We start from the raw sequence: 7,848 nt of genomic DNA, 5'->3' as shown, positions 1-7,848 counted from the left end.
TTATGCGCTGGATGCGTTTTACTTTACCGCTATTACTGCTTATCTCCCCGCTGGCCTTGGGCCAAAAGCAATACACCGAAGGGGCGTGTTTGTTGCTGCAGCACCAGATGGTGCAGTTTTCAGCTCAGCCAAACAGCCATAACTACCAAAGCGCTAAGCGTGCATTTGATAACCACTGCCAAAACCCGATACCGGCACCGGTAAAAGATGTGGTGCTGACTAATGTTCCAGCCAAACCAGTAACGGTTGGCAGCACTAAAAACACTGTAATAACAAAGCCGGTTAACGCTAATGTTGCGGTTAAAGCCGCCACACCACCACCGGTTAAACCGGTGCCTGCTGCAGTGCCAAAACCAGCCGATGTGCTAACGGCCTTATTCGCCCCTGTGCTGGCGTTTTTGGGCAGTATATTGGCAATGTTACTGCTGTTTGTCGTAGTGCTAGTGTCACTGGTGTTTGTTATAGGTCGTTATGCCGCTCGCATTAAAGGTGCGTTGGGCGAGTGGGCGCTGCACAAAGTGCTGGCGAAAGAGCTACCGGCCAGCTATCAGCATTATCGTAATTTGGTAATACCGACAGCAACAGGTGATTTTAAATAAACGGGGTCAGATAAAAATTAAATCGGCTGCATGCTTTACTGCAGCCGTGGGACTATTTACTTGGGGTCAACCGACTTAAGGTGTTTAAGCCGTTCTTGCTTCTGCGCTTGCTCCATCGCTTCTTCTTCCTCGGCCAATTCTTCGTTAGACATCAGCAAACGGTCATAGCCACCAGCAAGTAAACCGCGTTCATCATCACCCAAATCGTACTCATCCGTTAAATACTTAGCAGCACGTTCTTTGGTGCGTTTAAGTAGCCAGGCATCAAATTCCGGCGTGCCCAGGGTGAGGAGGTGATTTTTTGTCATAACGAGCTTGTTGCGCATGTGTTATTGCTCAAGCCATAACGGCATAAATTAACAGTAACGCCGCCATTAAAATTGCGGCCAGCCGGACTTGACTAAAAGCCCTACCAACAAAAAATAACGGGTAGTAAATAGCTGCAACCGGTATTGCCAGATATACCAGCAAAATAAGTGGTGAGCTGCCAAGTTCATTGCCCGGCTGTTTGGCGATATGGTAGCTGTAGCCGTACAGCAATATTGCTTGCAGCAGACCAGCCAAAATATAACTTTTGCTGTGGCTAACCTTGCTAAAGGCGCTGATTACTGTTGCCAGCAGGGCCGGAACAAGGCACCAGACGCTAAGAAAGCCAGCAACTAAATACCAGTCATCGCTTGCCAGCGGGTAGCTGATATCCTGACTTAAGCCACGCAGTATGGCGACAAGCGCAACGATGACAAATAACAGTGCAGTTGTTGAAACAGCGCGTGCCAGGGTGTCAAGAATTAACGATAAGCCGGATTTTGCACTGTGCATGGATTACATAGCCCCTTGAAATACATTTGATGGATGCGAACATCGTGTGCAGCATCAGCGCCATTGAAGTCACCAAGCTTGCGTCTTGCCTTTGCATCGCCAGGTAAATCAGCAGGTACTATGTCAAGAATAGAGTTTGTCCAGCTATTACTGTTCTTGCCAAACCACGGCGGCGGATAAGCTATGGGCTGATTGCCTTCATTTACAACATAGAAATCTATTGCTGTCAGAATTGCCTGAGCCAGTTGCTGTTCTGTGAAACCTTGTCGAGGATGGATACGCCTTGCTTCAGCCTTTTGATAGCCAAATTGGCCGGATAAGATCGACGGTTCGCCACCAAAGTACTCAACAGCGCATGACAAGTCTGCCCGCTCGAATGGCACAAAAGTAAGCCGGTTATATTTTGGTGCGGATGTTCCGGTAGATGCGACATTCTGGGCACCCAATACGAGGCCATATTGCTTGCCGATTTTACGGCTGCCTAGTGTCTGATTGGAGTGCGACAAGCGAAAGGTTTGCTGTGAATCGCCGGTTAAAATAACAAAGAATTGGTGTCTGCCTACCGGCACACCATTTAAGTCTCGCGCTAACAGATAGGTTTCCATAATTTGCCTCCGTGCTATTAGAACAAATACATAAGCTATCAACTGATAATAATGCAAAATTGCAAATATGTAACTTATTTGTTTTTTCTGTGGCTGTGGGATGGGTTTTATTTAATCGCTATGGCTACCATAGAGCTTATACATTGCTTATTGCCCATAGCTTTTTACCCTGCTAGCATCAGTATTCCATAAATCAGGGACGTTTTATGCGCTGGATGCGTTTTACTTTACCGCTATTACTGCTTATCTCCCCGCTGGCCTTGGGCCAAAAGCAATACACCGAAGGGGCGTGTTTGTTGCTGCAGCACCAGATGGTGCAGTTTTCAGCTCAGCCAAACAGCCATAACTACCAAAGCGCTAAGCGTGCATTTGATAACCACTGCCAAAACCCGATACCGGCACCGGTAAAAGATGTGGTGCTGACTAATGTTCCAGCCAAACCAGTAACGGTTGGCAGCACTAAAAACACTGTAATAACAAAGCCGGTTAACGCTAATGTTGCGGTTAAAGCCGCCACACCACCACCGGTTAAACCGGTGCCTGCTGCAGTGCCAAAACCAGCCGATGTGCTAACGGCCTTATTCGCCCCTGTGCTGGCGTTTTTGGGCAGTATATTGGCAATGTTACTGCTGTTTGTCGTAGTGCTAGTGTCACTGGTGTTTGTTATAGGTCGTTATGCCGCTCGCATTAAAGGTGCGTTGGGCGAGTGGGCGCTGCACAAAGTGCTGGCGAAAGAGCTACCGGCCAGCTATCAGCATTATCGTAATTTGGTAATACCGACAGCAACAGGTGATTTTACTGAGGTAGATCACCTGGTACTCAGCCCCTTTGGTATCTTTGTTATAGAGGTGAAAAACTACCGTGGTTGGATTTTTGGCGGTGAAAAGCAGCCACAGTGGACGGTACAGCGTTTTCGCAGTAAGCATCAGTTTATGAACCCACTGCATCAAAACTACAAACACACACAAGCGGTAAAACAGCAGCTGGGGTTAAGCGGCAAAGACGGTGATAGCGTGTATTCAATTGTTGCTTTTAGCCTGCACGCGGAGTTTAAATTTCAAATACCGGCAAACGTAAAGTATACCGATCTGGTAGGCGATTACATTAAGCGCTTCACTCAGCCATGTTTTAGTGACGAGCAGTTGCGTCAGTTTAGTGCAAGATTAAATATGGCTAAGGCTGGTAAAAAAGTGCTGCGCAAACTGCATAAGCAGCAGTTTAATTATTAGCGATATTTGCGCAGATTATCTGCGCATAAAATTTGCGCTATACTGCTGCTTATTAACTAACAGCGGAGCTTGAGTATGAACCATACTACAAAAGCAGCTTGTAATACTTCGGTGGATGCAGCTTTATTGGCCGAGGCTAAGTCACTCAATATCAGCCCATCTGTGGTGTTAGAGCATGCGCTACGCAAGGCGGTTAGCCAGGCTAAAGCTGAGTTGTGGCAGGCAGAAAATGCTGATGCGATAGCAGCCTATAACCAGCAAGTTGCTGAGCACGGCACTTTTGCTGAGCGCTTGGGGCAAATTTAGTGCTGCAGCAATTTGGCGTGGCCTGCATAGAGCAACAGCAGGTTGTGGTGCTGACTAATACCCTATTTCACAATATTGATGTTTTGCTGGTAGCGCTGATTAAAACTCAAACAAAAGCTGCCTTATTATCGCAGTTTCAAATACCGGTCACTATCGAAGAACAAGCCAGTTATATCGACTTGCTGGATATTGCCTCTGTATCGGCAAAGCGTTTAAAAGCCACGGAAATCAACTTGCAAAGTTACCGCCAGCAAATCAAAGCAGGTCTTGATCTGCTGATTGATGGCTTTTGAGACCGCCGGTTGCAGTATTTTACTGCTGTCATTTCTCGCTTTGTCAGCGTGCAGCTTAGTAACGCAGCCAGTGTCAGAAAATTGGCCAGAGTTTAACTGTACCAGTAGAGAAATGGTTTTAACCTTAGTCGACTGTCGGTTTTGTGCTAAAGCAGGCGCTTAGCAATAGCCCTGCAACACGCTCTATTTTTTTATCTGCGGGCTATTATTGCGTATCAAATTTCTATAACAGCCAGTACTATAAAAATGTTAACTTCACTCTAACTTTAAAAGGGATACTTTAATGTTTATTACCAATACCGAAACCCTGCCCGGTAAAACCATTATAGATTGTTTTGGTGTCGTCTCCGGCAGTACGGTACGCGCCAAGCATGTTGGCCGCGATATTATGGCCGGGTTAAAAAATGTGTTTGGCGGTGAGCTGCGCGGCTATACCGAATTGTTAAATGAGTCACGCGATCAGGCTCTGCAACGGATGACCGAGCAAGCCGCACAACTGGGCGCCAATGCCATTGTCAATGTGCGGTTTTCTACGTCATCGGTGGCCGCTGGTGCCGCTGAAATCTATGTATATGGCACGGCAGTGCGCGTGGAGTAAGCGATGATTGCATTTCTGGGGTTTATAACCTTATTACTGCTGGGCTTTTTTGTTGGCCGCTATCTGGAAAGCCGGCATTTTAGCAGCATCCGGCAACGGGAAGCCGAGCTGGTAGTATTACCCAATACCAGTAGCCGCTACCAGCTGATCCCAATGCAGCAGATTGAACGTAGCGAGCTGGTTACCGGCAGCGTAGTGATTTCGATTGACTACTTTAAACGTATTGTCGCCGGCCTGCGCAGCCTGATTGGCGGCCCGGTGCAAAGCTATGAAACCTTGCTTGATCGGGCGCGGCGTGAAGCCATATTACGGATGAAAGAGAGCTGTCCGGGTGCCTGCCAAATCATAAATGTGCGCGTTGAAACCTCGTCGATTTACAACGCCGCCGGTAATGGCATTGGCTCGGTCGAATTACTGGCCTATGGCACGGCCATTTACGGTCAGGTACAGGCCACGAATGGCCTATAAAGGACGCCTGCCAACAGATAATCACAACGTCAGCCACCAGCAGCCGGCCAAGGAGTTGCTACTGCTGGGCTCGGCTTTAATGTTGGCGACGGTACTGATTTACCTGCTGCTGGGGCTGTTGATCGACAGAGTAGTCAGTTCACTTGATCCTGAACTGGAATACAAATGGTTCGGCCATTTTGCTACTGCGCCCAACCAGCCTGGTGCACAGCAGCAAGCCTTACAACAACTGACTAACCAGCTGCAGCAATGCAGCACTATGACTTATCCGGTACAACTGCATTTTGTCGAGCAGAATATCAGCAACGCCAGTGTGCTTCCCGGTGGCATCATGCTGGTGTATCAGGGCCTGTTAAAGCAGGTAAACAGTGAAAATGCGCTGAGCTTTGTGCTGGCTCATGAGCTGGCGCATTTAGAGCACCGAGATCATTTGCGGGGCTTGGGGCGGTCGCTGGTGTTAGCCAGCCTGGTGTATGGTGTCACCGGCAGCAGCAATGCCAGTCAATGGTTTATGCCGGCTACAGAGCTGGGGCTGGCGCAGCATTCACAACAACGTGAACTGGCCGCCGATGCCAAAGCGCTGATGATACTCCATTGCCATTATGGCCATACCGGCGGTGCCGAAGATTTTTTCAAAGCAATGCAACAGCAGAGCAGTTCCGCTTTACCGGACTGGTTTGATAGCCACCCGGCGCTGTCGAAACGTTTAGCGCAGCTGGCACTGTTACAACAGCAACAGGGTTATCCGGTTAAAGACGCTACGCCTTTACCCGACATGCTGCAACCTTGAGTGAGGCAGCTTGTTCTGTATTGATGCTGGTTAACCAGCGCGCGGTGATCTCAGTTAGCTGCTCTGGCGCATCCTGGCGAAAGAAGCGCAGTTTGTCGGTGGCAATAACACCTTCGCTAATTTTGCCTTGTGTTAACAGTACGCCGTTTGCCGGATCTGGTATTGGCGGGCATCACCCTGATATTGCAACGGTTCACCGCGGGTTTGAGCAAATATCACATAATTGATGCTCATGCTTTGGATAAGTAGTTCCCCGAGGACTAATCAGTTCCGGTTTTGCTTGTGCTGAACTGTGGTAATAAGCGGCATTTCTGCCTGTCAGGTGCTTCTTCGCAGTCTGCCCGAGCCAGTTCAATGCAGTGTTCTGGCGTAACAGTAAATACCATCACCTTGTCGTGTAACCACTGTCGCGATTGCAGAGCGCATTCGCTATAGCCCTGCGCTTGCAGGTAGCTGGCAGTAGGATAATGAATAAGTTGCGGCAGAATTACTGCGATACCTAACCCGATAAAGAAAATCAGGCTTGCCCGCTTATTTTGTGCAGCACTTACTGCCTTGCCTTGAAGTTTCCGCACACCAAAATACAGCAACATACAACCAATTATTGCCGCACCCAAACAGTAAAAAGCACCTTTATTTAACGTCACCGTTTCAGCATGGCTGAACAAGCCTTTAAGCAGTAGTGATAGATAATAGCCAAAATAACTAAAACCAAAGGCTGTGAGAGTTGCAAATACTCCAAGCCCAGCCGCCAACTTCCACGGTGCCAGTTCATTTTCGTCTTTATACATCAAAATAGCCTTGGTGACAGGAAACGGTCCAGTTGATGTTTGGCTGCATCAATAACAATTCTGCGGGCAGAGTCGACAATATAATCCAGCACTGGTTTGGTGGCTTTCGCAGCTGTCTGTGTTGCTTTGTTCTGTAGGTTACGGCGTACTTGTTGAGCGTAGTTTTGTGTTCTGTCTGATAGCTCTTCCAAGCCTTTCACAACCTTATCTGAAATACCAAACTGTTTATCTAAAGAATTAAGTGCGGGCGTTAATATAAGACCAACCAGCACTACCGCAGCTATAGGGCCAACTGCAATACCAATGGCAGCGCCAACGGCAATAGCGCCCCAGGCAACGCCTGCAGTAATTGCAACTTTTACTACGTCAACGGCCAGATTACCAATTAGTTGAGTAAGAGTGGCCTCATCGCGCAAAAAGAAATCGGCAACCCTGTAAGCGCCCACCAGATAAAGTGTAAGAATACCACCAGATCTGACTGCAGCCTGTGCAGCGTGCTTGCCCAAACCTAAAGCCATTACCTGAGTGTTGTTTGCCAGATAACGGGTGCCGGTAAGCACTCTGCGTAGCCCTGCGTGACCTTTAAGAATAATGTAAGACTTACCATTATAAGACTTAACGTACGCCTGGCCTAAGCCACCTAGTGCATAACCGAGCTGTGCCAGTTTCGACATATCTCCACCAAGAGCGAGGTAGTTTGCGCCAAACTCAAGCGTACCCCTTATTTGGTCCCAGAGAGATTTTGCCTGTGTATTGCCTCGAGCTGCCTGACTATTGACAATTTCATCCATCATTTCCACAGAGATCACACAGACTTCGTGCTGGTTTTCTTGGATAACGCGCTGCATACCGCGCTTTTGTTGATCCGTCAGCATAAAATTTCCTTAAGTTAAGCAGAAAGACTATCTGTCAGATTTTAAACATCACGCTTTGTTTGTTCAAATTAAATTTACATTTAATTTAATTAGATCGTTATTAGTGGGGGGAGTTTATAAAGCTTTTGAGAGCAGGGGGGGGCAGCAAGCTGCGACAGCTTATACATCGTGCTTTTGTTTCACCTGGTCGGCAATCTGGCTTAGCGTTAAATTACTTTCTCCGCTTTGTTCACCGGCGGCAACAGCCTGCCTTAGTGCTGCCATTTGGTTTTCCTGGCGCTCAAGTAAGCGCAGGGCTGAACGCATTACTTCGCTGGTTGAGCCGTAGCGGCCTGATTCAAGCAATTTACTGACAAAGTCATCAAGCTGCGGACCTATGGTGACGCTGGTGGTTCTCGCTATGATCACGCCTCTGTGTGAATAGTTAACACAACGTGTAGCATCTGTAGAAATCAGTGCAAAGGTGGTAAAGCAA

13 protein-coding genes are annotated in these 7,848 nt (G+C 47.9%); 7 read left to right on the top strand and 6 right to left on the bottom strand.

Annotated elements, in window-relative coordinates:
- Positions 1-599 (top strand): hypothetical protein (locus tag J3B89_RS06855; RefSeq protein ID WP_215396765.1); only part of this gene is annotated, 599 nt, incomplete at its 5' end.
- Between the two features lie 56 nt (positions 600-655).
- Here the strand turns inward: J3B89_RS06855 and J3B89_RS06850 are convergent.
- The 3 genes from J3B89_RS06850 to J3B89_RS06840 are packed head-to-tail and all read right to left on the bottom strand — an operon-like array spanning position 656 to position 2,023.
- Positions 656-907, bottom strand: a complete 252-nt coding sequence (locus J3B89_RS06850) for a hypothetical protein (RefSeq protein WP_215396764.1) — start codon at positions 905-907, stop codon at positions 656-658.
- Positions 908-935: 28 nt separating this feature from the next.
- Positions 936-1,418 carry a hypothetical protein gene (locus J3B89_RS06845; protein WP_215396763.1) on the bottom strand — a complete coding sequence of 161 codons (483 nt, stop codon included), beginning with the start codon at positions 1,416-1,418 and terminating at the stop codon, positions 936-938.
- Positions 1,388-2,023, bottom strand: coding sequence for a hypothetical protein (locus J3B89_RS06840; RefSeq protein ID WP_215396762.1), 636 nt, complete (start codon positions 2,021-2,023; stop codon positions 1,388-1,390). Before J3B89_RS06840 ends, J3B89_RS06845 begins: the two co-directional genes overlap by 31 nt.
- 206 nt (positions 2,024-2,229) lie before the next feature.
- Between J3B89_RS06840 and J3B89_RS06835 the strand changes: the two genes are divergently transcribed.
- From J3B89_RS06835 to J3B89_RS06810, 6 genes are all read left to right on the top strand, one after another.
- Positions 2,230-3,252 carry a nuclease-related domain-containing protein gene (locus J3B89_RS06835; RefSeq protein WP_215396761.1) on the top strand — a complete coding sequence of 341 codons (1,023 nt, stop codon included), beginning with the start codon at positions 2,230-2,232 and terminating at the stop codon, positions 3,250-3,252.
- 75 nt (positions 3,253-3,327) lie between these two features.
- On the top strand, positions 3,328-3,558 hold the full coding sequence (locus tag J3B89_RS06830; RefSeq protein WP_215396760.1) for a type II toxin-antitoxin system CcdA family antitoxin: 231 nt from the start codon (positions 3,328-3,330) through the stop codon (positions 3,556-3,558).
- The gene (locus tag J3B89_RS06825) at positions 3,558-3,851 is read left to right on the top strand and encodes a CcdB family protein (RefSeq protein WP_092792531.1); all 294 of its coding nucleotides are present in this window, start codon (positions 3,558-3,560) and stop codon (positions 3,849-3,851) included. Before J3B89_RS06830 ends, J3B89_RS06825 begins: the two co-directional genes overlap by 1 nt.
- Positions 3,852-4,134: 283 nt before the next feature.
- Positions 4,135-4,449: a YbjQ family protein gene (locus tag J3B89_RS06820; RefSeq protein WP_215396759.1), complete on the top strand. Its 315-nt coding sequence runs from the start codon at positions 4,135-4,137 to the stop codon at positions 4,447-4,449.
- Between the two features lie 3 nt (positions 4,450-4,452).
- Positions 4,453-4,917 (top strand): YbjQ family protein, encoded by a 465-nt coding sequence (locus J3B89_RS06815; RefSeq protein WP_215396758.1) that lies wholly within the window; start codon positions 4,453-4,455, stop codon positions 4,915-4,917.
- Complete coding sequence (locus J3B89_RS06810; RefSeq protein ID WP_215396757.1) at positions 4,907-5,707, top strand: M48 family metallopeptidase; 801 nt, start codon at positions 4,907-4,909, stop codon at positions 5,705-5,707. The genes J3B89_RS06815 and J3B89_RS06810 overlap by 11 nt, the downstream gene beginning before the upstream one ends.
- 260 nt (positions 5,708-5,967) lie before the next feature.
- Here the strand turns inward: J3B89_RS06810 and J3B89_RS06805 are convergent, their stop codons facing one another.
- From J3B89_RS06805 to J3B89_RS21370, 3 genes are all read right to left on the bottom strand, one after another.
- Complete coding sequence (locus tag J3B89_RS06805) at positions 5,968-6,498, bottom strand: hypothetical protein (RefSeq protein WP_215396756.1); 531 nt, start codon at positions 6,496-6,498, stop codon at positions 5,968-5,970.
- Entirely contained in the window at positions 6,498-7,373 is an 876-nt protein-coding gene (locus tag J3B89_RS06800; RefSeq protein ID WP_215396755.1) for a hypothetical protein, read from the bottom strand. The genes J3B89_RS06805 and J3B89_RS06800 overlap by 1 nt, the downstream gene beginning before the upstream one ends.
- Before the next feature lie 159 nt (positions 7,374-7,532).
- Entirely contained in the window at positions 7,533-7,781 is a 249-nt protein-coding gene (locus J3B89_RS21370) for a type II toxin-antitoxin system ParD family antitoxin (RefSeq protein WP_349814198.1), read from the bottom strand.
- Between the last annotated feature and the right edge of the window lie 67 nt (positions 7,782-7,848).

This window comes from Rheinheimera oceanensis (assembly GCF_018831085.1).
GTDB classification, from domain to species: Bacteria; Pseudomonadota; Gammaproteobacteria; order Enterobacterales; family Alteromonadaceae; genus Alishewanella; species Alishewanella oceanensis.
This window is presented reverse-complemented; position numbering and strand designations above follow the sequence as displayed.

What these genes read in the sequence shown, in the direction of transcription:
- J3B89_RS06850 (WP_215396764.1), bottom strand. Translation starts at nt 907, where the DNA reads ATGACAAAAAATCACCTCCTCACCCTGGGCACGCCGGAATTTGATGCC.
- J3B89_RS06845 (WP_215396763.1), bottom strand. Translation starts at nt 1,418, where the DNA reads ATGCACAGTGCAAAATCCGGCTTATCGTTAATTCTTGACACCCTGGCA.
- J3B89_RS06840 (WP_215396762.1), bottom strand. Translation starts at nt 2,023, where the DNA reads ATGGAAACCTATCTGTTAGCGCGAGACTTAAATGGTGTGCCGGTAGGC.
- J3B89_RS06835 (WP_215396761.1), top strand. Translation starts at nt 2,230, where the DNA reads ATGCGCTGGATGCGTTTTACTTTACCGCTATTACTGCTTATCTCCCCG.
- J3B89_RS06830 (WP_215396760.1), top strand. Translation starts at nt 3,328, where the DNA reads ATGAACCATACTACAAAAGCAGCTTGTAATACTTCGGTGGATGCAGCT.
- J3B89_RS06820 (WP_215396759.1), top strand. Translation starts at nt 4,135, where the DNA reads ATGTTTATTACCAATACCGAAACCCTGCCCGGTAAAACCATTATAGAT.
- J3B89_RS06815 (WP_215396758.1), top strand. Translation starts at nt 4,453, where the DNA reads ATGATTGCATTTCTGGGGTTTATAACCTTATTACTGCTGGGCTTTTTT.
- J3B89_RS06810 (WP_215396757.1), top strand. Translation starts at nt 4,907, where the DNA reads ATGGCCTATAAAGGACGCCTGCCAACAGATAATCACAACGTCAGCCAC.
- J3B89_RS06805 (WP_215396756.1), bottom strand. Translation starts at nt 6,498, where the DNA reads ATGTATAAAGACGAAAATGAACTGGCACCGTGGAAGTTGGCGGCTGGG.
- J3B89_RS06800 (WP_215396755.1), bottom strand. Translation starts at nt 7,373, where the DNA reads ATGCTGACGGATCAACAAAAGCGCGGTATGCAGCGCGTTATCCAAGAA.